This window comes from Gracilibacillus sp. HCP3S3_G5_2 (assembly GCF_052063305.1).
Taxonomy (GTDB): Bacteria; Bacillota; Bacilli; order Bacillales; family Amphibacillaceae; genus Gracilibacillus.
The window spans coordinates 163618-186900 of record NZ_JBQHXU010000008.1; the positions used below are offsets into that span (position 1 = coordinate 163618).

The window sequence follows — 23283 nt, forward strand, 5'->3', positions numbered from 1 at the left end:
TTCCTGATAAATTTTGCTATCCATTAGTAGGAATTCAAAACCCCTGTTGATGGAAGTTTTACTTATTTAGTTTAACAAGGAATGTAAATCTTCGAAAAAATTTGGATAGGAGACGGCAATACATTCAGCATCATGTAATTCTACTTTTTCATCCGTTAACAGAGACGCAATCGCAATCATCATTCCAATCCTATGATCACCGTATGACTCCGTTACACCGCCATGAAGCTGTGTGTTCCCTTCAATGACCATACCATCTTTTGTACTAGTAATAGTTGCACCTAGTTTCGCTAATGTTTGAACTACTGATTCTATTCGATCTGTTTCTTTAAAACGCAATTCTTCTGCATCCTTGATAACCGTTTGACCGGATGCTTGCGTTGCAAGTAACGCAATAATCGGAATTTCATCAATAATTCTTGGAATAATGTCCCCTTCGATTAGGGCACCTTTTGGCTCGGAAGCTTCTACCGTAATATCACCTATCGGTTCCCCACCAATTGTTCTAGTTTCTGTGACATTAATCGTAACCTCCATCAGCTTCAGCACATCTATGATCCCTGTTCGAGTTGGGTTCAAGCCAACATTTTTAATAGTAACACGGCTTCCTTCCGTTATAGCAGCTGCTACCAAGAAAAAGGCTGCAGAAGAAATATCACCTGGCACTTCAATATCACAGCCGGTTAATTTTTTATTACCAGCTATTTTTACTTTTGTACCCTCTACCTCTATATCAGCACCGAACGCCTTTAACATATTTTCCGTGTGATCCCGCGTTTTCGTCACTTCTTCAACTGTCGTCACTCCATCTGTTAAAAGACCAGCTAATAAGACACCTGACTTTACTTGAGCACTTTTTACAGGTGGCTTGAAATGTATAGGTGATAAATGACCACCTCTTACAGCCATTGGAAGTAACCTTCCGTTCTCACGGCCATCAATTTTTGCACCCATCTCTCGTAGAGGTTTGGCAATACGATCCATTGGCCGTTGAGAAAGAGAAGCATCGCCGTATAATGTAAAATGATATGGTAATCCGGCTAAAATACCCATCAGAAGTCGAGCAGTTGTACCGGAGTTACCTAAGTCAATCGGTTGAACTGGTTCTTTTAATCCGTTAATTCCTCTTGACTCGATCCATACAGTACTTTTTTCACGCTTAATCGAAACCCCCATCGCTTGAAAAGCACTTATGGTTGACAAACAGTCTTCACCAGCTAAAAAGTTCGTGATCTTGGTTTTTCCTTCCGCTAAAGAACCAAACATTACTGCTCGATGAGATATCGACTTATCTCCTGGCACCACCATATTACCTGATAGTGTCTTATTTTCAAATGCTAATACTTTTTGCGACAAGATAGACCTCTCCTATTCTTCAATCACCGTATCATAGTGATTTTTCTTTAAGATGGCTTGACTTAATTCCTGATCATTTTTGTTTTGGAAGCTTAATCGTAAAACACCAGTAATTCCTTCCCTAATCTCCAGTATTTCAATATTCTTAATACTAATCTCGTGCTTTGCCAATATTTCGATTACTTTTAAGATCGCACCAGGTTGGTCAAAGATATCAACATATACATCGTAATAGGATGGAATAGCTCCTTGCTTGCGAGTATCTAGGCCATCACGATACTCTCGTGCTTGTTCTAGATATTGCTGAATCTGTGTTTGCTCTCCAGTGTCAATCAATTCTTTTAAATGTCTCATTTCTTCTATCCAATCTTCCAAAAGACGACTCATTTTCGATCGGTTTTGAAAGAAGATATCTTTCCACATTGTAGGATTACTAGAAGCAATCCGTGTAATATCACGAAAGCCTCCAGCAGCGAGCTTATATATATATGGATGGGTTTTTTGCCACCTTCTTGCCTGATGAACTAGTGATGATGCAATCAAATGTGGGAAATGTGAAATGACACTTGTCATCTCATCGTGTTCTTCTGGCTCTAAAATAAGAAATATAGATTTGGTTGGCATTAAAAGTGCCTGTAATCTGTCCACATCCTCATCTGAAGAACTTCTAGTTGGAGATAGAACATAAATTGCATTCTCAAATAAATGTTTCTTCGCAGCTTGTATTCCTTTCTTATGCGAACCCGCCATTGGATGTCCACCTATAAACGCTATTTGAGGGGAGTTAATTTTACTTGACGCCTCCATAATAGGACCTTTGACAGACCCAACATCTGTTATAATAATCGGCTTTTTAAACGGAATATGATTTAACTGGTTAATTAGCTCCACTGTCACAGAAACTGGTGCAGCTAAGATACAAACATCCGCCTTCACAACTGCTTCTGCAAAATCACTATAAACCTCATCAACCATTTTATTCATTTTGGCATATTCAAGCGTACTATAGTTAGAGTCATACCCTATTAATTGTAATTCTTTGTTTTCTCGTATACTTAAAGCAAGCGAGCCTCCAATTAAGCCGAGACCCGCTATTAAAACCGTTTGCTTCACGATTTATTCTCCTTTTATATTGATGCTAAATATTCTCTTATGTTGGTTACTAATTCACTCATTTGTTCTTTAGAACCGATCGTAATCCGAACACCATCAGGGTGCCCTAATGCTTCACCTGAGCGAATGATGAATCCTTTTTTCAATAAGTATTCAAATAATGCATCACCAGATGTCGGTAATTTCACAAAGAGGAAATTTGCCTCTGAATCATAATAGCTTAAACCTAACGCATCACAGCTTCTCATAAATTCTCTTTTATTAGCAATATTTTGATTGTAAGTATTTTGTAAAAATTCTTCATCTTCAAGCGCTATGAGAGCAGATAATTGTGAAATGGACGTTGTATTAAATGGCCCACGTGTTATATTTAAATAAGTCGCAATCTCCTCTGATGCGACCCCATAGCCTACACGTAAATTAGCAAGACCATATGCTTTTGAAAATGTCCTTAATATTACTAAATTCGGATATTCAGTTAATAAGCTAATACTATCTGGATTTTTATTTGCTTCTATATACTCATAATAGGCCTCATCTAAAACAACCATTACCTCTGATGGACATCTGTCTAAAAAATTCACTAACTTATTACGACTAATTAATGAACCTGTTGGATTATTAGGTGAGCAAAGCCATACCACTTTGGTTTCTCGATTGATTTTCTCAAGCATTGCTTCTAAATCATGATAGCCATTAATTAGAGGAACTTCGACAATTTCTGCCCCTTGAATTAATGCGTTATGTTTATATTGTGGGAATGTTGGAGTTGCCATTACTGTATTCGATCCTTTTTCTAAATAAGTGCGGCAAATAAGATCGACTACTTCATCAGAACCACAACCAAAAATTAATTGCTTCTCTCCAACCTTTAATTTACGAGATAATGTTTCTCTCAATGCAGTCGCATGTCCATCTGGATAAATTTCCAAGTGATCGATCATACTTGGGATAGCTTCTTTTACTTTTTCAGAATAACCAAATGGGTTCTCATTTGAAGCTAGCTTCACTATCTTAGATAAACCATATTCTTTTTTTACATCTTCTATTTGTTTACCTGGTGTATATGGTGACATAGTTTGAAATACTTGTTTTGCTTGCAATGGTTTAACTCCTCCCAATTTACTTATTTTTCTCTTCTAGTAGGTCTGGCCTTAGTTTAACTGCGTCGTTTAAATATATATGTTCGATTTCCTTTTGCGATTTAGATGTATTAACCGTCATCATCACCCGAATGCATTTAGGTAGACTACCAGGAACATTGATCTCCGGCATGCACATTACTGGAACATACTTCCATCCATCAATAAGTCTTAGAGCTTTTGCTGGAAAAGTGGCGTTTAAATCAGGTGTTACGGAAATCATCACAGAAGCAATCATTTCTGGATCGATATCATTCTCTTTTGCCATTGCCTCCATCATTTCTTTTGTAGCTTGGACCATTTCATCCGCATCATTGTTCTTTACAGTAGTTGCTCCCCGTATCCCTCTTATCATTATGAACCCAACTCTCTCATAAAGTTTTCTAGAAGATTGGTGAGGTCTCGATCTGATATATTTTTAGTTACAGGCTCTCCTATTTCTTGTAACAATACCATTTGAACGGTTGAATTCTCTGATTTTTTATCTTTTTTCATACGTTCAATAAGTTTTTCAACAGGCATGGATGGTAAATCTAAAGGGTAGTGATTAATTGATAACCAGTTATAAAATGGTGTATACGGTAATTTACTTTTTAATTGTTGTTCACTTACTCTTATGGCAAATAGCATCCCTATTGCAACTGCTTCACCATGCGTAATCTTCCCATATCCAAGCTCTGCTTCAATCGCGTGACCTAAAGTGTGACCAAAATTCAAATATTTGCGAATGTTCGATTCCTTCTCATCTTGTTCCACTATTTTTGCTTTTACGGAGATCCCTTTTTGTAGATGATCTGTCATTTTTTTTGGGTTTATCTCTTCAGTAAGGTCTACTTCCAATATATCCTCCAAGTAAGCTACGTCACTAATAAAACCGTGTTTGACTACTTCGGCATATCCTGACCGTAATTCTTTATCGGGTAATGAATGTAACGTATCGATATCGTAAAGTACTGCTTGGGGTGGATAAAAGTTTCCGATTAAATTTTTACCTTCAGGATGATTAATCGCTACTTTACCACCAACGCTACTATCATGAGCTAAAATGGTTGTCGGTATTTGTATATAGTCAATCCCTCTCATATAAGTCGCTGCAACAAAACCTGCTAAATCCCCGATCATGCCTCCACCAAGTGCAATAATTAGTGATTTTCGATCCAGTTGATAGTGAATGGCATCTGTTAATAATTGATAATATTGCTCAATGCTTTTCGAAGCTTCACCAGAAGGAACTACACTTATAAATACTTTAGCTTTCTTTGGCAAATTAGTGGTTACTTTCTCTGTATAAAGGTCGTTTACAATTGAATCGGTAATAACTAAAATATTTTGGTAGTCTTTCGGTAAATACTCTTTCAAATTTTCCAAAATACCCATTCCAACAATAACGTCATATTGATTGGTACTAGTAGTTATCGTCTGCTTATGCATGTTAGAAGCACCTTATTTCCTCACGGTATTGCTCTATCGCATCCTTTAATTTTGGAAATTGATCATTCGGAAATTGTTCTAAAATTGCTTTAGCAATTTCGAAAGCTACTACATGCTCCATTACAACAGCTGCAGCAGGAACAGCACATGAGTCAGATCTTTCAATACTAGCATTAAAAGGATCTTTCGTTTCAATATCGACACTTTGTAATGGCTTGTATAGTGTAGGGATAGGCTTCATAACACCTTTAACAATGATTGGCATCCCCGTTGTCATACCACCTTCAAATCCACCTAGACGATTTGTTCTTCGGTAGTAACCTCGTTCTTCAGACCAGAGGATTTCATCGTGTACCTCACTGCCATTTTTACGAGCTGCTTCGAAACCAATACCAAATTCCACACCTTTAAACGCGTTAATACTTTGCACTGCTCCAGCAATACGACCATCTAATTTCCGATCATAGTGCACATAGGACCCAATCCCTGCTGGAAGTCCTTCAACTGCCACCTCACAGACACCACCGATGGAATCCCCGTCTTTCTTTGCTTGATCAATCGCATCCATCATTTGTTTTCCAGCTACCTCATCTAAACTCCGAACAGGAGAATCTTCTGAAATGCGAATCTTCTCATCTATTGATAAATCCGGCTTTTCTTCTGCTTTAATTCCGGCAATTTCCTTTACATATCCGACGATTTTTATATCTAGTTGTTTTAATAATGTCTTTGCAACAGCACCTGCAGCAACTCGTGCTGTAGTTTCCCTTGCAGATGAACGTTCTAAAATATTGCGCATATCCCGGTGTCCATATTTTAGTGCGCCATTTAGATCAGCATGTCCAGGTCGTGGACGAGTTACAACACGACGGATATTTTGATCCTCAGGTACGGGATCTTCTCCCATTACATCGATCCAATGCTTAAAATCATCATTATGCACGACTAGTGCGATCGGTGATCCTAATGTATAACCATGACGGACACCACCTACTATATCTACTAAATCTTTCTCTATTTGCATTCGCTTCCCTCTTCCGTGTCCTTTCTGACGACGCAGAAGCGAATCATTAATATCATCTTGCGTAATTGGCATTCTTGCTGGTAATCCTTCGATTATTGTTGTTTGTTGTTTACCATGCGATTCACCTGCTGTTAAATATCGCATTGTTATCCCCCTTGATAATTCATTTTTGTAATACTATAACACAGCATGGAAGATTTGTGCGCAGAAATTTTCTGATTTTTTGCAATTTATTTTTTTCCATAAAAAAAAGTATCCATCACTTCTAGTCCATATTTTTCGGGTGAAAATATTTGCTCGGTACTTCCAACGAAAAATACGCCGTCATCTGCTAGAGCTTCACTAAATTTATGATAAATCATACTTTTTGCATCTTCTGTAAAATAGATAAGCACATTTCGACAAACGATTAAATCTATATTGGATGGGTACTTATCTGCTAGCAAATTATGTTCTTTAAAAGTGATCGTTTGTTTTAATTGTTCATCAACTTTATATGTATCACCTTCTCGGTGAAAATATTTCTGCTTAATATCAGCAGGTACTTCTTGTAACGCTCTCTCATTATAAATGCCTTGCTGTGCTCTAGCTAACACATTAGGATCTATATCTGTTGCTAAGATGTCGATGGATTTTAAATTCCAGAATTGATGAGCGATAATTGCTAAAGTGTATGGCTCCTCACCTGTTGAACATGCAGCACTCCAAATCTTTATTCTACACTTCGATTCTTTTAATGCCGGCAAAATTTTATTTTGAAGAACTTTCCACCTTGTTGGATTGCGATAAAATTCTGATACATTTATCGTTACTTTATCTAAAAATTCCTGGAGTAATTGTTGATCATTATTGATTGCCTTAAAGTATTTATCAAAGGAATCATAGCCTCGTTTATTCCGTAATGAAGTTAAACGCCTTTTCATTTGGACTTCTTTGTACAAGGCTAAATCGAGGCCGGTCTTTTTGTATATTTGACCGATAAAAGTCTGATAATCTGTCATGTCTCTTCTCCCTTATAATATCAGATATCCTATATAACTTATGAGAGCCATTTGTCTACATTCTTCTCATAGCTTTGTATTTCTTCTTTGTTGAAAAACAGATTAATTTCTCTTGCTGCACTTTCAGGGGAATCCGACCCATGAATGATATTTCGATGGGTAACCATTCCATAATCTCCTCTGATTGTACCCGTTTCTGCTTCCTGAGGATTTGTTTTTCCCATCATTTTTCTAGACGTTGCAATTACATTTTCACCCTGCCATACCATTGCAAATACAGGACCAGAAGTAATAAACGATACTAAGTCATTAAAAAAAGACTTTCCGTCATGTTCCGCATAATGCTGCTTTGCCAATGTTTCAGAAATAGTCATAAGTTTTGCTGCTACTAATTTAAAACCTTTTCTTTCAAACCTAGCAATAATTTCACCGATTAAATTACGTTGTACAGCATCTGGTTTTATCATAATGAATGTCTGCTCCATACTATTTCACCTCGTTATATTTTTCTATTTCCTATGTAATTAGCAATATTAGCTAAAGCTTCTTTTGCTTGAATATTTGGCAATATATTAAGTGATTCATATGCTTTCTGCAAATATTGATCACTAACTTTTCTAGCTTTTGTTATGGCATCTGACTTTGCTATTTTGTTAATAATAGGCTGCAACTGATTTTGGCTGATATTCCTATTATCTACAAAAGCCTTTTCCAACTCTTGTCGGATGGAATGGTTTTCCATAGCATACAATACAGGTAAAGTAATGTTTCCTTGAATCAGATCACTTCCAGCTGGTTTACCCAGTTCTTTTTCTGAAGCAGTAAAGTCTAATATATCATCAATAATTTGATAGGACATCCCCATATAGTAGCCATATCTGACTAAAGCTTTTTCTGTTTCATGGTCTGCGTCAGCAGCAATAGCTCCTAATTGACAACTGGATGAAATTAACAGTGCTGTCTTCCTTTTTATCCTTCTTAGATATACCCTTAAATTCTGCTCTAAGTTGTATTTATCTTTAATTTGTTCAATTTCACCAATTGTTAACTCCATCATTGTTTTAGCTAATATTTGATGTGCTCGGGGTTTATCTATTTCTGTAAACTGCTGTAGTGCTTTAGCAAATATATAGTCACCAGTTAACATGGCTACTTGATTGTCCCATTTAGCTTTTACAGTTGGTTTGCCACGCCTTATATCTGAATCATCGATTACATCATCATGTACTAGCGATGCCATATGGATTAGTTCTAATGAACTCGCGACATTTTTGATTCTATTAAGGTTGTAATCTCCAAATTGAGAAGCCAGCAGTACAAAAACTGGCCTCAGCCTCTTACCCCCAGCTTTTAATAATTGCGTAGATGCTTCGTGTAAAATTGGTTGGTCAGCATAAACTGTTTCTTCTAATGCATCTTCAATTAATGATAAATCTTTTTTTAAAAATGCGTATGTTTTAGCAAGCTTCATTTATCTTCACCTTTATTTCTCCACTTGTTTTTCACCTAGATGCATAGCAGCTACTCCACCTGTATAACTTTTAAATCGGACATTAACAAATCCAGCATCTTCAAATAAATGTTTTAATGCTTCTTTTCCTGGAAAATCTTTCGCTGACTCGTGCAGCCAAACATATTCTTGATAACTTTTCGCGAAAATCTTACCAAATACAGGCATAATATTCTTAAAATAAAAATAGTATAATTTTCGGAATACAGCTCCTGTGGGCTGTGAGGTTTCAAGGCACACTACAATTCCTCCCGGTTTAACTACCCGATACATTTCCTTCAAAGTTTGTAAATAATCTGGCACATTTCTTAAACCAAAACCTATCGTCACATAATCAAAATAGTTATCCTCAAATGGTAAGTCCATTGCATTTCCGTGAATAAACTGGAGATTTTGTACATGATGATCGGTTTGTCTTTCTTTTGCAACTGAAAGCATATTTTGACTAAAGTCAAGTCCGATTACAGCTCCGCTTTCTCCTACAGCTTCAGATAATGAAAAAGTCCAATCCCCTGTACCACAGCACACATCTAATGCTTTGGCACCGGGTTGTACTTGCATCCGTTTCATCACGTCTGTTCTCCATTTTTTATGTCTTTGGAAGGAGATAATGGAATTCATAAAATCGTAGTTATTATAAATTTTCTCAAATACTTGATGTACTTTTTCTTCTTTTGATTGCTTTGTCATTGTGATAATCCTTCTTCCAACACCATATTCCACTTTTTCTTTAACGAATGGTAATTAAATATATCTAAATCTTTTGGTATTACTATATCTTCTTTACTTTTTGCAGTGATTTGATCTAAGTCCAGATGGGTTTGCAATAAATACTTTTTCACCTTTTTCTCGAATTGCTGATGATCATGTATGCTTCGAACATTTTCTAATATTAATTGACGAAAAAAAGTTTGCTTACCTCCACGCAGCTGTACTAATTCATATTCCAGGCGTTTAGCTAAAAGCCATGTAGTTAGATATGGTAGTTGATCTGTTTTTTCAACAAAACCGGCTACTTTCTCTATTAGTTTACATTCAATTTCTTTATAATCACTCAGAAAACTATCAAAATCATCATAACTGGAATAATAAATACTCATTTTTGCTTGAGTCATTTCATTTATCCCATCTGCAAGCAAACGAATAAAGGATAAGTTATTATGGTTAGCTAATAAATAATAATAAATACCTGAATAATAATCTCCAGCCAATACTGTTAATTGCTGTTTTTTTACATTCTCATCTTCTAAATTACTGCCTATTTTATCATGAGTATTAAGCGCAATTTGTACTAACATAGTAGTCTGAACTAATGCTTCTTCATCAGGTTTATCCTGAACCAATTGGTGAAGAGCAATCAGTTTATGTATATCTAATTCAGGTTCTTCTAAATGCTTATCCAAGAACTGTTGGTTAATTGTTTGTGTTATTAAGTTAGTATAATAATTAATCGTTTTTATGTATGTCATCAAACTCACCGCAATTCTTCAAAATCCTACTCTATATTAACATAGTATAGCATAAGTTTACATCTTACACGCTAGATAAACTTGTCTTTTTAGGAGGAAAATTTCAAGAGGAGTATTAGGATTAGATGGTATGAAAAAAGGGTGCGGATTGCACCCTTTTTTGCCCATATGTAATACCATATTATTTTACGATATCTTTAAGGGCTTTACCTGGTTTAAAAGCAGGCACTTTGCTTGCTGGAATTTCGATTTCATCCCCAGTTTGTGGATTACGCCCTTTACGTGCAGCACGCTCGCGTACCTCAAAATTACCAAAACCAATTAATTGAACTTTGTCTCCATCTTTAAGTGAATCCATGATAGATTCAAAAACTGCATCTACAGCTTTTGTTGCATCTTTTTTAGAAAGTTCACTTTTTTCTGCAACTGCATTAATTAGATCTGTCTTGTTCATGATATTCACCTCCTCCCAATAAAGCTATAATTTTCATAAAAGAGAAAAACTTATAGCTAAATGCCGTCCATAAATTATGGACAAGGCTTATAATAACTGAGAATGAAAGATAATTCAACAATTATTCGCTTTTCATAGAGAAAAAATTATTTTTTTCTCCAATTACTGATAAGTTATCATGAATGTTATCACATGTTAAATAGGGATGCAAGTGTTTTCAAACGTTGATTTCATGATATTTTTAGTAATTAGGTCATAAGATTTATAACTATTACCTATTATTGCCAAATATTTAACGATTTATGCAAAATAAAAAAGCGTAATGTTGATACATTAACGCTTTTTCAATCTTTTTTTATAAAATGATTGCAATCAATCCACCTGATCCTTCATTGATGATTCGCTCTAAGGTCTCTTTAAGTTTGAATCTAGCATTTTCAGGCATGAGAGACAGCTTCGCTTGAATTCCTTCTCTTACAATTGAGCTTAACGACCTTCCAAAAATGTCTGATTGCCAAATGGACAATGGATCCTCTTCAAAATCTTGCATTAAATATCGGACTAATTCTTCACTTTGCTTTTCAGTACCAATAATTGGTGCAAACTCAGATTCAACGTCTACTTTTATCATGTGGATGGATGGTGCCACGGCTTTTAATCGAACCCCAAACCTCGATCCCTGTCTGATAATTTCTGGTTCCTCTAATGCCATATCAGTTAATGCTGGAGCAGCTACACCATATCCTGTTTGTTTTACCATTTTTAAAGCATCAGCAATTTGATCATACTCTTTTTTAGCGTTTGTAAACTCCTGCATCAATTGAAGTAAATGATCTTTGCCTCTGATTTCCTCACCAACAATTTCTTTTAATACTTGGTCATATAACTGATCAGGTGCATGCAGATCAATATCCGCTATACCTTCACCCATTTCAATCCCTGCAAGTGATGCCTGCTGAATATAATCAAATTGATCAAATTGACCTATTACATGGTCTACATCTCTTAATCTGCGAATATCTTTAACAGTCTCTTCAATAGCAATTTGATAATTTTGTCTTAACCAATGCGATTCATCTAAAACTAGCACCCAGCTTGGTAAATTTACATTTACTTCAAGTACTGGGAATTCATATAGTACTTCTCTTAGTACATTGTTAACATCGTGTTCAGTCATGCTCTCGACACTCATCGACAGTACTGGAATATCATATTTTTCCGAAAGATCTTGCCTTAATAGTTCCGTTTCCTGATTATAAGGCTGTACAGAATTGATAATCATGATAAAAGGTTTACCAACTTCTTTTAATTCATCTACAATGCGTGATTCAGCATCTTCATAATCTTCTCTAGGTATTTCTCCAATACTTCCATCTGTCGTAACTACAATACCCATTGTCGAATGCTCTTGAATTACTTTTCTCGTGCCAATTTCTGCAGCATCATGAAATGGAATTGGTTCTTCATACCAAGGAGTATGAATCATACGCGGTCCATTTTCATCTTCAAAGCCTTGGGCACCGTTAACAGTATAGCCGACACAATCGACTAATCGGACATTTACATCTAACCCTTCTTCAACTGTTAATGACACGGCTTGATTGGGCACAAATTTTGGTTCAGTGGTCATGATTGTTTTTCCTGCAGCACTTTGTGGTAATTCATCTTGTGCACGCAATCGGTCACTTTCGTTCGTCATATTAGGTAAGACCATCTTTTCCATAAACTTTTTGATAAATGTAGACTTACCGGTCCGAACTGCTCCAACTACACCTAAATAAATATCACCATTCGTCCGTTTTGAAATATCCTTGAAGATATCTACCCTTTCCAAATGATCCCCTCCCGATCTATTCGACTTCATCATTTCTTCGAATCTTTGACAATTCTATTCTATGATGTTGTCCTACTAATTTATGCTAAATATTCGCATATTAAATAAACTTTCCTGGTATATACGCCATATGGATTATCCAGTTCTATCTCCAACATATGATGTAAGTAAATTGTTTATTCTCAAAAAATTAGAAAAGCTTTTTTATGCTAAGCCGAATATATGGGGATCAACAAATACGACACTTCCTATCTAAATGAAAAAAGTAGTTAATATGCAAAAGGGCTAATTCACAGTTCTATTTTTGTACATTTTTATAGTAAAATAAAAAACTTACCCTCATAAGGATAAGTTTTTTAGCTAGATGATTGTATTACCATCCTTCTTCAATATCAGGTGCAAAGACCGGTTCATTGTCTTCTACGGTGTAAGGAATACTATATGCAGGAACAACTGGATGCTCCTCTATTAATAAAGGTCTGATATCCTCTCCATTAATATAGGAGTGGTCTTTAGCCTGTAAAGCTTGATAAAGTTCTATTCGATAATCGACCAATAATTGACCATCACTACTAATATAAACAGGCAAATTATTATCAGAATATGGACTGTTTACTGTTGGAGGTGCATCTAAATTAAGCTCCTGATAATCTAGTTCATAAACCCTGTCTTCCACTTTATCGCCAAATGGAGGGTATGTGTGTTCATCACGATAGATCGTTAATCGTTGCTGAATGCTCCTAAGCTCGTCTGCCAAATGCAAGTCAATGACTTTAACTGTTGGATTTTCTTCGACATCAACCAGTACATATTGATAACTACCTCCACTTTCAAAAGCTGTACCAGGAATCGTTTGAATAAACCCTGCCTGCTTGAGTATACTAAAATCAATGACATACTTTTGATATAAAGGTGTATCACTATCCTTCGTTATAATCGGCAGCATACCGTTATTTTGCTCTGCATATTGATCAATACTATTTTGGACTACTTGTAACTGTGTATCATGATCAATTTGATTTTGACTGAGATTATCAGATGGGTACATACAACCTGTCAATAAAATAATACTAAAGGTGCATACAATTAATTTATGTAACATTACGTTTTGGCTATCCTCCTTATCAGGCTGTTGATGGTCCACTAATAACCACTAAAGCGATTATAATACCACCTATAACTAAACAGATATAGGCAACAAATGCCACAATACCTGATAGAATTCCTTTTAATTTATATCTACTAAGTAAAATTAAAACCATGGATAGTATAAGAGCACCCATGCCTCCAAATGATATCCACATTTTCATCAACGGATCTGACAACTGACATTCACCCTTTCTAACAATTCTATAAAAAGAAATATACCGTTACATATTATAACATAAATTTTTTTGTCTAGAAGAGCAGGAAATTGTTTTTATTTCTACAGTGCATGCGAAAGTCAGGCATGCATCGACCAACTCAAAAAAGTTATAAAGAAGCAGAAATCAATTAGCCTGTGCTTATACAGGAATGCTATTATAAAGTTTAGAACAAAATAAAAAAGACCGAAGTAGTAGGGGCAAAATCTACTCCGGTTTTGACTAAATAAATACCCATCATCACCCTGAAAGTGAATGCTTGTGCGATTTATTGTATGCGAAGCAATGTACCCTTGCATCCTCATGTGCCTATAATGTTAGTTTTTAAATAATTTACTTAATGTATTCATATCCTTAGGCATATTATTATTCGTAATTGCTTTCACAATTTTATCTTCTTTTTGTTTGGAAACTGGTTTTCCAGCAAGCTTGGATAATTGCTTGACTAATTGTCTCACTGTTTTTTCATCAGAAAAATCGGCGTTCTGTACAGATTGTGCTACCTTCATAATTTGATCAGGCTGGACATTTGATTTTTTCTGGATCTGATCAAACATATTTTGTTTAAAATCACTCAAATTAACTCCTCCTAACTACTATAGTCATTTTTATAGTATGCATGGAGGAGTTAAACAGTTAATCCGTACGCCTATTTATAAGTAATGATGAAATGTCGTCCACTTCATTCGTTCGGTTTCTTGTCATTAGGTCGTCCACTACTTCTTTTGGAGATCTTATTTCATAAATAACATCATATATTCCGGTAGTAATCGGCATCTCAATATTCTCTTTTTTGGATAATTGATATACTGCCTCTGTTGTACTTATACCTTCTACAATCATCCCCATTTTATCAAGAACATCACGTAAAGGCATCCCTTTTCCTAATAGGTTACCCGCACGCCAGTTACGGCTGTGAACACTTGTACAGGTAACAATTAGATCTCCAACTCCAGACAGACCGATAAAGGTTAAAGGATTAGCACCTTTGATCGTTGCCAGGCGGGAAATTTCAGCTAAACCTCTTGTAATAAGAGCTGCTTTTGCATTATCACCATAACCTAATCCATCCGAAATACCTGCTCCTAGGGCGATAATGTTTTTAAGAGCTCCTCCTAATTCTACGCCAATAATATCCTTACTTGTATAAACACGGAAATAATGATTCATGAATAAATCTTGACAATAAGCTGCTAATTCAGTATTTTCAGAGGCAGCTGTTAATGTTGTAGGATGCTTAACACTAACTTCTTCTGCATGACTCGGACCCGATAAAACAACAACATCTTCATATAAATGCCCTAATAATTCCTCTTGGATCATTTCTGAAATACGATAATGACTGTCGGTTTCAATCCCTTTACTGCCGTGAATAATAACCACTTTATGATCCAAGACCCTATTCAATTTTTGACAGATTTCTCTTATTGCTTTTGTTGGGACGACTAACACTACGGCATCTACTTGTTCAACAGCCTCACTCAGGTCAGCATAAATGGCTAATGAGTCGGGAAGTAGAATATCAGGTAAATATTTTTGATTTTTTTTCTCCACTTCCATCGCTTGCTGTTGATCCTGGTTATGCGTCCACAGTCTTACATCGTGATTATTATCACATAAAACCATTGCAAGTGCTGTGCCCCAACTACCTGCCCCCAGAACAGCTACTTTTGACATACCTATCACCTCTAACTTCGCTTCCGAGCATATATTTTAATTGGTGTACCTTCAAAACCAAAAGCCTCACGTATTTGATTTTCAAGGAACCGTTCGTATGAAAAATGCATTAGCTCCGGATCATTAACAAACACTACAAATGTTGGTGGTTTAACTGCCACTTGTGTTGCGTATAACACTTTTAGTTTATTACCATGCTTTGTAGGTGCCGGATTAACTGCTAGAGCATCCATTATTACATCATTTAACACGTTTGTTTCAACCCGCTTCGTGTGATTCTCACTTGCTTGTACTACTTTCGGTAAAAGTGTGTGAATTCGCTTTTTCGTTTTAGCAGATAAGTATACAATAGGTGCATAATCCAAAAACTGGAAGTGGGCTCTCACATTATCCTCAAATTCTTTTATTGCTTGGTCATGTTGCTCAATAGTATCCCACTTATTGACAACAATTACAACAGCTTTACCTGCATCGTGAGCATAACCAGCAATCTTTTTATCTTGTTCAATAATACCTGTTTCTGCATCAATTAATGTAAGGACAACATCAGATCGCTCAATTGCTTTTAGCGCTCTTAATATGCTGTATTTTTCGGTAGTTTCATAGATTTTTCCTCTTTTTCTCATACCAGCAGTATCAATTATGACATAATCACGATCATCTTTACTGAAATTCGTATCTATAGCATCACGTGTTGTTCCTGCAATATCACTGACAATTACTCGTTCTTCATTCAAAATTGCATTAACTAAAGAGGATTTACCGACATTTGGTCGCCCAATCAGACTAAAATGAATAACATCTTCATCTACTGGTTGATTCTCTCTCTCTGGAAAAAGTTCGACCACACTATCCAATAAATCACCTAATCCAAGACCGTGGGTACCTGAGATAGGATGAGGTTCTCCAAAACCTAAAGCATAAAATTCATAAATCTGCTCACGCATTTCCGGATTATCAACCTTATTTACGGCTAATACTACAGGCTTATTTGACTTGTATAATATTTTAGCAACTTCTTCATCAGCCGCAGTAATCCCTTCTCTTCCATTTGCGAGAAAAATAATGACGTCAGCCTCTCTAATAGCAACTTCTGCTTGTTCTCGCATTTGAATTAATAACGGCTCATCACCGATTTCAATTCCACCAGTATCTATTAAACGAAAAGTGGTATTTAACCACTCTGCTTCTGCATAAATTCGATCTCGGGTTACTCCTGGAATATCTTCCACAATAGATATTCTTTCCCCTACAAGCCGATTAAAAATAGTTGATTTTCCTACGTTTGGCCTTCCAACTATTGCTACAACTGAACTTCTCATGAAGGCACATCCTTCCTAAAATTAATTTACTAAGTTGTTCCTGTTTGTTTTACTTTACTAAATTACCACAATTAAGATAAATAAAACAAGTTAATTTATAAAAAGTTAACATAATATTATTATTGTATACTATCTAATGTTTAACAATAATATATAACTCATCACTAAGGGCATGACTGATTCCATCTAATATAGCTTCTAAGTTAGCAGCGACTTTGTCCATTTCTTCCTTATCGTCACAGATAAAAATGGATGCGCCTGCTGTTACCTTATTAGCATTGGTAGTTATGGTAGCCAGAATGGCTTTTTCTAATTCCATCAATCTCACTCCTTATTTTTCGAATTAGATTCTGATGGCATTCGAACAGCATTTTCTAAGACTGGCACTGATTTAAGAACTTGTATTGCCTGATTTAAATCCTTATTTTGTGGTAAGATAAATACCCCTATACGGCCGTCATCTAAGTCACGTTTAATAAGAGGCACTAACGCAGGGGTTCCAGAATCTCTAAATACCCCCAGCGAAACAGAAATATCGTGCAAAATAGCCTGTCTTTGACCTAAATTTGCAATCGAAGAGCGGACATCGAAGGTTTTTGGTTTTAGTACAAAACCCATTCCATACTTCAAGATTTCTTCTTGTCGTTCCGGTAAACCGATATTCATAATATAAATATTGTCCACGTATAGACCTGCTCCATCAAATGATACCGGTGCATGTTCAATTTCTACAATCTCTCCAAGAGTAGATCCACTCATATATTTACGAATGATGAGATAACAAATTATTGTAATTACTATTGCTACATAAATATTCCACACTAAGTAAGTTAACGTTCCTAATAGCGATGTGAAGATCACTAAATAATTTCTACTCTCAAAAGCAATAGCGATACCCTCAATATATGTATTACCTCTCGGGACTAATTCATAGCTGTCCATTTCTGTCAGTGTCTCTCTTTCCATGTTTCGAACTTCTCTAAATTGAGACGCTGCAATTGTTAAGAAAGTAACAGCTGTGAATTCTTTCTCCATTAACGCTGGTACAGCAACTGCCCCAAGACTTGCTGCAATAAAACCTAGAGCCAAATGAATAATTTTCCCATGTAAATAGGTTGGGTACTGACGATAATCCGTTTTTAACATAACAAAACGTGCAACGGTACCTATAATAATTCCAAATAGAATAGGATAAGTGTATTCATTCACCAGTTCCACCTCTTTTTAAATTCTACCATTTTAACAACATTCTCTATTTTGGATATGATAAACTCCCAACTATGCTGGATAGCAACTAGCAATAAGATCGAAAATAAGATACTAAAAAAATACGTATCATTAATCGTATATTGTAAGTGATAACTTCTACAGATAATACTGTACAGAAGTTGACCAAAGCTTAATCCTGCAATTATTATGATCATTTGCTGATGTATCATTCTTGAGCAAATTTGCAACATTAAGAAACCACAAATAACAGCCATAACCACAAATGAAAAATCATTCAGAATTGGAGATGTAATCCGCCAAATGAAATAAATAGCATACAAATAACTTATCAACAAAATAGAAAAATACTGCTTAATTGTCAGTTTGCTTTGGATAGTTGCCAACACACTAAAAGCTAATAGGAAAAGAAATGCGACATTCATAGGCAAATCAATGATGATGAGTTCATGAGGTAGTAATATTAAAAACAAGAGTAATACGACCGAATATGTATACCGCTTACGTGGTTCGGACATAAAAAAAGTAACAAAACACCACAATACCCAACATAAATAGATGGTTAAATATTGATACATAGACATCACCTTTAACAGTATGGACGATTTTCCCGCTTTTAAACCTTTTATTTGATAGGAAGAAAAGAAGGTGAGAACTATTAAGGATGATTAGCTTGTTGTTACGACTTTTCACTTCAGCAAATTAAAAAACATGCTACTAATCGTAGCATGTTTTTTAATAATTAATCTTCCTTATATTTATTCAATTTATCTCCAATCATATCCCCTAATTGGAAGCCTGATTGGTCATCATCACTTTCATATTGCTTTATTTCTTGCTGGTTTTTCTCTTCTTCAATTTCTTTAATGCTTAGTGAGATACGTTTATCTTCTTCACTGACATCAAGTACTTTCACATTGACGGTCTGTCCAACCTCCAACACTTCACCCGGTGTTCCGATATGCTCTGTAGAGATTTGTGAAATATGAACGAGACCTTCCACCCCTGGCAATACTTCTACGAAAGCTCCAAAGTTAACTAACCGTTTTACAGTACCTTCTACAACATCATTAACGGAAATTTTCTCTTGAATATCATCCCAAGGACCAGGTAGCGTTGCTTTATGAGACAATGAAACTCTCTCATTTTCTTTATCAACTGATAGCACCTTCACTTTGAGCGTATCACCTTCAGAGACAACGTCGGAAGCTTTTTCTACATGTGTATGTGCAAGTTGTGAAATATGTACTAAACCGTCCAATCCACCAATATCTACAAACACACCAAAGTCGGTAATTCGTTGAACTGTCCCTTCGATTTCCTGACCTTCGTGAAGAGAATCAAGTAATTCACTTTTTTTCCTTTGTTCTTCTTCTTCAATAACAGCACGGTGAGATAAAATAATTCTGTTCTGTTCCTTATCTAATTCTACAATTTTTAATGTTAGCGATTTATCCTGGTAGTCTGCAAAATCTTCAACATAGTGGGTTTCCACTAATGAAGCCGGAATAAAACCTCTGACACCAACATCTACTACAAGGCCACCTTTGACAACGTCACGGACTGTAGCTTCAATAATTTCATTATTTTCAAACTTTTCCTGTAAGTCTTCCCAAGCTTTGTCAGCAATTACTGCTTTTTTCGATAACACAACTTCTTCGTCTTCTACTTTTTTTACTTGTAATTCAAGTTGTTCACCTTCACTAACTGCGTCACTAGCTGTTTCTATACGAAGTGCCGAGAGTTCACTAATTGGAACTATCCCTTCTACTTTATATCCGATATCGACAAGTACGTGTTTATCTTCTACCTTGACCACTTTACCTTGTACAATATCACCTACTGAAAGTTCCTTAATCTCAGAAATTTCTTGATTGATTTCATCCATGACAAAGACCTCCTTCGATTTCCAACACAAAAACATAAAATGTGCTTTTTTCTAACTTCTAACATTTAGCGTGATTTGTCAAGTTATATATTCAAATCTTCATGATTTTCTTTAATATTCCTAATCTCATTCATTATTACATCCGTCACTTCCTGCGCTGATGCCTTATTTTGTCTCAAAGTATCCATTTCTACTGGTTTACCATAGATAACCTTAAGCGGTTCTTTACTTTCATAGCTACCAACAATCGCACAAGGAATTACGGTTGCTTTTGAACGCAATGCAAAAAATCCTGCTCCTGCCATACCTTTTTTTAATTCCCCGGTCTTACTTCTCGTTCCCTCTGGGAAAAGTCCTAAAACATTTCCTTCTTTTAATACTTCAAGTCCTTTTCTTAACGCATTACGATCGTTCATTCCACGTTTTAATACTATTGCATTAACATGCTTTAAGATAAATCCAAAAATTTTATTTTTAAATAATTCTTCTTTAGCAAGAAAATGGATAGGTCTGGGACAGGTAATACCAACGATAGGTGGGTCGTAGTTGGAAATATGATTAGCACAAATAATAACAGGTCCTTCTGTTGGAATATTATCGGTACCTATTTCTTTCACTTTATACTTTGGTTTTAAATAAGCTTTCACTACAAATTTTGCAAATTGATAAAAACTCATGTTTCTAACTCCTCATCTTGTTATTTACTAAAGATAATATTTTTTCTGCGACTTCTTCTATCGATAAAGAAGTTGTATCAATTTCGACAGCACCATCTGCTTTTTTTAGCGGTGATACTTTTCTTTCTGAATCCATTTTATCTCGCTTTTCAATGTCTTGCTTTATTTGCTCCAAGTCAGAAGGAAAACCTTTTTGGACGTTTTCTGTATGTCTTCTTTTTGCCCTTTCTTCCACACTAGCGATTAGAAAAACTTTTACTTCCGCATCTGGAATGACATGGGTTCCAATATCTCTTCCATCCATAACAACGGCTCGCTTTTCTGCAAGTTTTTTCTGTCTTTTAACCATTTCTTCTCTTACTTCAGGTATAGAAGCAATAGCAGAGACGTTTTTTGAAACCTCTTCTGTTCTAATAGCATCTGTTACATTCTGATGATTAATAAATACTTGTTGATCAGCATTAATATCAATAATAATGTCATGGAGATGTCCAATAACCAATTCAGTATTATTTATATCGATCTGATTGTCTAGTACAGAATAGGTTAACGACCTGTACATTGCACCTGTATCAATGTAAATGTAACCTAATTTTTTAGCAACTATTTTTGCTACAGTGCTTTTTCCTGCTGCTGCTGGGCCATCTATTGCAATGGCTAACTTTCTGTTATGCATTATCATTACCTACCCTTCTCTTTACAAATAACCTTTTTTGCGATCTTCTAATTGCCTTGTGAAACAGTATTGGACAATTAATTGCTGGTCGCGCAGATCAATATCATCAAATTTCACAGACAGAATATCTTTTTCCTTTTTTTTCCCTTGTATTCGGACAGCTTTCCCAATGATATGAATATATTCTAGCTTGTTATCCAATGGTAATACTAACATTATATCAAGTAAATCGCCCTGATTTACATTATCGTCTTTTCCTACTAATATGGCTAATCCTCCACCACTAATATCATGGGTCACTGTCGTAATGGGCGTAAACTTATTTTCTATACTTTGTACGGATACATCCAATAACGTTTCCACTCGAACAAATTCTCGACGTTGAATTTGCTTTAAGTTGTTTAATTCAAACGAAAGAATAAGTGTTGGTATATTATTTAACTTTGCTTTACCAATGATTTCGCTTGGAAAACTAAATAAAGAATTATTTTCAATAAAGTGAATATGTAATGGTGTGCCAACACGGAAAATATCTGGATGCTTTGCTCCTTCATCAATTGGGTAATCAATATAAACTTTACCTTTTTTTGTATCAATTATCCTACATTTGTAGGTTCTACTCTCTTTTTCAACCTGTTCCACCTGCAAAAATGTGCCGATTTTAATCAATGTACATCCTCTTTCTCTGCTTTATTTTTGGAAAATGAAAATAGGGGATTAGTTCATTCCTTATTATCGCAAAAAAAAGAAAGAAGGAAAAGTCCTTCTTTCTTACTTTTTAATATTTAATTTCTGCTTGTTTCAGTTTATCCACTCTCACTTCATTTCCATCAGATGCATCAATGAAGATTTTGTAAGTGTCTTGATTTAACGTTCCTAAAAATACATATGTTAGCACTTCTTCTCCTATATCATCTTCGATTATTGCAAGATGATGTTCTTGGATTTCCAAATTAGGATTAACATTGTCGCGTGCTTCTTCTTCTGAAAGCTCAGGTTCTGGTATTTCTCTCTCATGATAATTCTCTAGGTAATCCTTTGAAACAAAACCAAGTACTTCACCATTATCTAATGCGACCTTGATTTGGATGGCATCAGGATAGATCCAGACATCATCATATTGAGGTACAAATTGAAAGACACCGACATGGTCATATTGGTTACTCTCAATTAATGCGAGCTCAGAGGTATAATCTAGCTCAGCTAAATAATCTTTCGCTTCTTGCATGGCGTCATGCAAACTAATCTTTGACTCATTTACCTCGCGATTAATCATTAAAGTAATTGGATAGCCACCATTTTGTGTTACATCAATATACCCTGTTTTTTCATCTTGTTTAAAAGATCCGCTAAATAAGGGAACATTAGCACCATCACCTGTTGTTGCAACATTTAATTCTGTATCCTCATCAATTCTAAGCAATGATCTCATTTTTTCCTTGGCTTCCTCTTCAGAGATTTTTTCATCGCCTAGTATGGCGTAACCATCCTTTTTACTAGATGTCCCCATCAAGCTTGCATTCAGTTTACCTTCTGAATATCCTTCGACTGTTTTTTCAACTGTCTGGAAGCCATCAATTATGGTGTTATCGGCCTGCTCGTCATTATTTACTAAGGCCAATTGTACATCCATCCATCTTAAATTATCATTTAACACCATGTTTTGAACTTTGCGTAATTCATATTCTATATCTCCCGACATTTCATAAAGAGACTGTAAAGTTTCAACCTCATCATCAGATAATGGTTCTTGATCCAAATCTCTTACTGCTGTACGATAACTAAAGTCACCCATTTGTTGCAAGAATTCTTCCGTTTTATTAAATGGCAATAAAGTTAGTGGTAATTGCCCAACATCGTTGTGAGCCATAGATGTTAATCTCCAGATTTCAGCCAGTTGGGGTGATAGTTGTTTTCTAGTGTTCATTGCTAAAGTAGAACCAATTTTATCATGTAGAAGGTCTATATTATAGGCTAAATCATGAAAAGATCGTTGATAATTATTTTCAGCTTGAATCAAGATGGCATTTTTCTCTTGATGTTCTTGATATCCCCATACGGAGACACCAATGATTGCTATACTTAAGACAGTAATAAGTGTCCAACGGAACATATTTT

General features: G+C 35.5%; 26 protein-coding genes. All 26 read right to left on the bottom strand.

Features of this window, described 5'->3' with window-relative positions:
* Positions 1-66 precede the first annotated feature (66 nt).
* Entirely contained in the window at positions 67-1356 is a 1290-nt protein-coding gene (gene aroA / locus ACTNEP_RS13350) for a 3-phosphoshikimate 1-carboxyvinyltransferase (RefSeq protein ID WP_441162513.1), read from the bottom strand.
* Positions 1357-1368: 12 nt separating this feature from the next.
* Positions 1369-2469, bottom strand: a complete 1101-nt coding sequence (locus ACTNEP_RS13355) for a prephenate dehydrogenase (protein ID WP_441162514.1) — start codon at positions 2467-2469, stop codon at positions 1369-1371.
* 14 nt (positions 2470-2483) lie between these two features.
* A complete protein-coding gene (hisC, locus tag ACTNEP_RS13360) occupies positions 2484-3572 on the bottom strand; it encodes a histidinol-phosphate transaminase (protein ID WP_441162515.1) in 1089 nt (362 codons plus the stop codon).
* 19 nt (positions 3573-3591) lie between these two features.
* Positions 3592-3966, bottom strand: a complete 375-nt coding sequence (gene aroH, locus ACTNEP_RS13365; RefSeq protein ID WP_441162516.1) for a chorismate mutase — start codon at positions 3964-3966, stop codon at positions 3592-3594.
* Positions 3966-5042: a 3-dehydroquinate synthase gene (gene aroB, locus ACTNEP_RS13370; RefSeq protein WP_441162517.1), complete on the bottom strand. Its 1077-nt coding sequence runs from the start codon at positions 5040-5042 to the stop codon at positions 3966-3968. Before aroB ends, aroH begins: the two co-directional genes overlap by 1 nt.
* Before the next feature lies 1 nt (position 5043).
* Positions 5044-6210 carry a chorismate synthase gene (aroC, locus tag ACTNEP_RS13375; protein ID WP_441162518.1) on the bottom strand — a complete coding sequence of 389 codons (1167 nt, stop codon included), beginning with the start codon at positions 6208-6210 and terminating at the stop codon, positions 5044-5046.
* A gap of 86 nt (positions 6211-6296) precedes the next feature.
* Positions 6297-7067 (bottom strand): CheR family methyltransferase, encoded by a 771-nt coding sequence (locus tag ACTNEP_RS13380; protein WP_441162519.1) that lies wholly within the window; start codon positions 7065-7067, stop codon positions 6297-6299.
* Between the two features lie 38 nt (positions 7068-7105).
* Complete coding sequence (gene ndk / locus ACTNEP_RS13385; RefSeq protein ID WP_441162520.1) at positions 7106-7552, bottom strand: nucleoside-diphosphate kinase; 447 nt, start codon at positions 7550-7552, stop codon at positions 7106-7108.
* Between the two features lie 14 nt (positions 7553-7566).
* Complete coding sequence (gene hepT / locus ACTNEP_RS13390; RefSeq protein WP_441162521.1) at positions 7567-8538, bottom strand: heptaprenyl diphosphate synthase component II; 972 nt, start codon at positions 8536-8538, stop codon at positions 7567-7569.
* 12 nt (positions 8539-8550) lie between these two features.
* Positions 8551-9267, bottom strand: coding sequence for a demethylmenaquinone methyltransferase (locus tag ACTNEP_RS13395; RefSeq protein ID WP_441162522.1), 717 nt, complete (start codon positions 9265-9267; stop codon positions 8551-8553).
* Positions 9264-10046: a heptaprenyl diphosphate synthase component 1 gene (locus ACTNEP_RS13400; protein WP_441162523.1), complete on the bottom strand. Its 783-nt coding sequence runs from the start codon at positions 10044-10046 to the stop codon at positions 9264-9266. Before ACTNEP_RS13400 ends, ACTNEP_RS13395 begins: the two co-directional genes overlap by 4 nt.
* A gap of 181 nt (positions 10047-10227) precedes the next feature.
* Positions 10228-10500 carry an HU family DNA-binding protein gene (locus tag ACTNEP_RS13405; protein WP_033405291.1) on the bottom strand — a complete coding sequence of 91 codons (273 nt, stop codon included), beginning with the start codon at positions 10498-10500 and terminating at the stop codon, positions 10228-10230.
* A 355-nt stretch (positions 10501-10855) separates the two neighbouring features.
* On the bottom strand, positions 10856-12334 hold the full coding sequence (gene spoIVA, locus ACTNEP_RS13410) for a stage IV sporulation protein A (RefSeq protein WP_441162524.1): 1479 nt from the start codon (positions 12332-12334) through the stop codon (positions 10856-10858).
* 373 nt (positions 12335-12707) lie between these two features.
* Positions 12708-13436, bottom strand: coding sequence for a hypothetical protein (locus ACTNEP_RS13415; RefSeq protein WP_441162525.1), 729 nt, complete (start codon positions 13434-13436; stop codon positions 12708-12710).
* A gap of 22 nt (positions 13437-13458) precedes the next feature.
* Positions 13459-13659 carry a DUF2768 domain-containing protein gene (locus tag ACTNEP_RS13420; RefSeq protein ID WP_441162526.1) on the bottom strand — a complete coding sequence of 67 codons (201 nt, stop codon included), beginning with the start codon at positions 13657-13659 and terminating at the stop codon, positions 13459-13461.
* A 356-nt stretch (positions 13660-14015) separates the two neighbouring features.
* Positions 14016-14276, bottom strand: coding sequence for a stage VI sporulation protein F (locus tag ACTNEP_RS13425; protein ID WP_441162527.1), 261 nt, complete (start codon positions 14274-14276; stop codon positions 14016-14018).
* 58 nt (positions 14277-14334) lie between these two features.
* Positions 14335-15375 (bottom strand): NAD(P)H-dependent glycerol-3-phosphate dehydrogenase, encoded by a 1041-nt coding sequence (locus ACTNEP_RS13430; protein ID WP_441162528.1) that lies wholly within the window; start codon positions 15373-15375, stop codon positions 14335-14337.
* A gap of 11 nt (positions 15376-15386) precedes the next feature.
* The gene (gene der, locus ACTNEP_RS13435; RefSeq protein WP_441162529.1) at positions 15387-16697 is read right to left on the bottom strand and encodes a ribosome biogenesis GTPase Der; all 1311 of its coding nucleotides are present in this window, start codon (positions 16695-16697) and stop codon (positions 15387-15389) included.
* A 133-nt stretch (positions 16698-16830) separates the two neighbouring features.
* On the bottom strand, positions 16831-17016 hold the full coding sequence (locus tag ACTNEP_RS13440; RefSeq protein ID WP_441162530.1) for a capping complex subunit for YIEGIA: 186 nt from the start codon (positions 17014-17016) through the stop codon (positions 16831-16833).
* 5 nt (positions 17017-17021) lie between these two features.
* Complete coding sequence (locus tag ACTNEP_RS13445) at positions 17022-17906, bottom strand: YIEGIA family protein (protein WP_441162531.1); 885 nt, start codon at positions 17904-17906, stop codon at positions 17022-17024.
* Positions 17903-18502: a YphA family membrane protein gene (locus ACTNEP_RS13450; protein ID WP_441162532.1), complete on the bottom strand. Its 600-nt coding sequence runs from the start codon at positions 18500-18502 to the stop codon at positions 17903-17905. The genes ACTNEP_RS13445 and ACTNEP_RS13450 overlap by 4 nt, the downstream gene beginning before the upstream one ends.
* A 164-nt stretch (positions 18503-18666) precedes the next feature.
* Positions 18667-19812 carry a 30S ribosomal protein S1 gene (gene rpsA, locus ACTNEP_RS13455; RefSeq protein ID WP_441162533.1) on the bottom strand — a complete coding sequence of 382 codons (1146 nt, stop codon included), beginning with the start codon at positions 19810-19812 and terminating at the stop codon, positions 18667-18669.
* A gap of 83 nt (positions 19813-19895) precedes the next feature.
* Positions 19896-20489, bottom strand: a complete 594-nt coding sequence (locus tag ACTNEP_RS13460; RefSeq protein WP_441162534.1) for a lysophospholipid acyltransferase family protein — start codon at positions 20487-20489, stop codon at positions 19896-19898.
* A 4-nt stretch (positions 20490-20493) separates the two neighbouring features.
* On the bottom strand, positions 20494-21165 hold the full coding sequence (cmk, locus tag ACTNEP_RS13465) for a (d)CMP kinase (protein ID WP_441162535.1): 672 nt from the start codon (positions 21163-21165) through the stop codon (positions 20494-20496).
* A 21-nt stretch (positions 21166-21186) separates the two neighbouring features.
* The gene (locus ACTNEP_RS13470) at positions 21187-21834 is read right to left on the bottom strand and encodes a flagellar brake protein (RefSeq protein WP_441162536.1); all 648 of its coding nucleotides are present in this window, start codon (positions 21832-21834) and stop codon (positions 21187-21189) included.
* Positions 21835-21943: 109 nt separating this feature from the next.
* Entirely contained in the window at positions 21944-23278 is a 1335-nt protein-coding gene (gene ypeB / locus ACTNEP_RS13475; protein ID WP_441162537.1) for a germination protein YpeB, read from the bottom strand.
* Positions 23279-23283 lie beyond the last annotated feature (5 nt).